The 1,184-nt window shown below is 34.0% G+C and carries 1 protein-coding gene and 1 pseudogene; both read left to right on the forward strand.

Features of this window, described 5'->3' with window-relative positions; all coding sequences use genetic code 11:
- The first annotated feature begins 31 nt into the window (after positions 1-31).
- The gene (locus tag RB298_RS06715; RefSeq protein ID WP_486046478.1) at positions 32-562 is read left to right on the forward strand and encodes an MFS transporter; all 531 of its coding nucleotides are present in this window, start codon (positions 32-34) and stop codon (positions 560-562) included.
- Between the two features lie 115 nt (positions 563-677).
- Positions 678-1,184, forward strand: a pseudogene (gene iolI, locus RB298_RS06720) (2-keto-myo-inositol isomerase); the annotation flags it as partial.

The raw sequence follows: 1,184 nt of genomic DNA on the forward strand, positions 1-1,184 counted from the left end.
TTTTCAAAAATAAGTTTGATTCACAGGTAACATAGATAACGGTGCGATTTACATATTGACTGATTTCGTTGGGAATTGGCTCTTTGGAAGGTTTGGACTTAGAACAATGTTACTAATTGGATTAAGTGAAAATACAATAACACTATTACTTATTGTAATACTCTCATTAACACTTAAGGGATCTGCATCTTGTCACTTTGTTGTACTTGCTTTGTCCGTTGTATTTCTTGCTTTTATGCATGGATTTATTGGACCAGTCACATGGTTAATACTTGCAGAGATTTTTCCATCAAGGCTAAGAGGTCTTGGTATGGGGTTAAGTGTCTTTTTCTTATGGATTACGAATTCTATCATCGTTTTAGTTTTCCCGGTATTGCTTGCAACCATCGGTTTATCAACAACTTTTTTTATCTTTGTCGTTCTGGGAGCAGGGGGTATCCTGTTTGTGAAGAAGCATATGCCAGAAACGAAGGGGCGTACACTAGAGGAATTGGAACATTACTTCCGAACTTATGATGATAAAGGCCTCCAAAACGAAGCTAATGAAGGAACGGCGTTATAATTTAAAGTTGTATATGATGAAAGTTATTTAATACTAGGTTTATCTATTCCCAAAAAGTGAGGTTTCTTGTTTCTAAAATAAAATTTGAGGCAGACAAAAATACGGAGGTTTTAATATGAAACTTTGTTTTAATCAAGCTACGACATTAGAAAACTCTAATTTAGCAAAGGATCTAGAATATTGTGATAAACATGGATATGATTATATAGAAATTCGCACGATGGATAAATTATCCGAGTATTTAAAGGAAAAATCTCTTAATGAATTGGCTGAATACTTTAATACACACCATATTAAGCCCTTGGCATTAAATGCTTTAGTATTTTTCAACAACCGTGATGAAGACGAGTACTTGAAAATCATTAATGAGTTTAAAGAAATGATGGATATAGCTAAAAGTTTAGGCGTGAAATATGTTGTTGCCGTGCCTCTGGTAACGGAACAGAAGATATTGAAACAAGATATTAAAAAAAGTTGCGTAAAGGTACTAAAAGAGCTATCAGACATTGCAGAACCATATGGAGTAAAAATTGCAGTTGAGTTTGTGGGACATCCACAGTGTACAGTAAATACATTTGGCCAGGCCTATGATATTGTTGAAACTGTTAATCGTGAAAATGTT

Origin of the sequence: Priestia sp. BR_2 (genome assembly GCF_041954005.1) — a bacterium.
In the GTDB taxonomy this organism is placed as follows: domain Bacteria; phylum Bacillota; class Bacilli; order Paenibacillales; family Paenibacillaceae; genus Paenibacillus_AQ; species Paenibacillus_AQ lautus_A.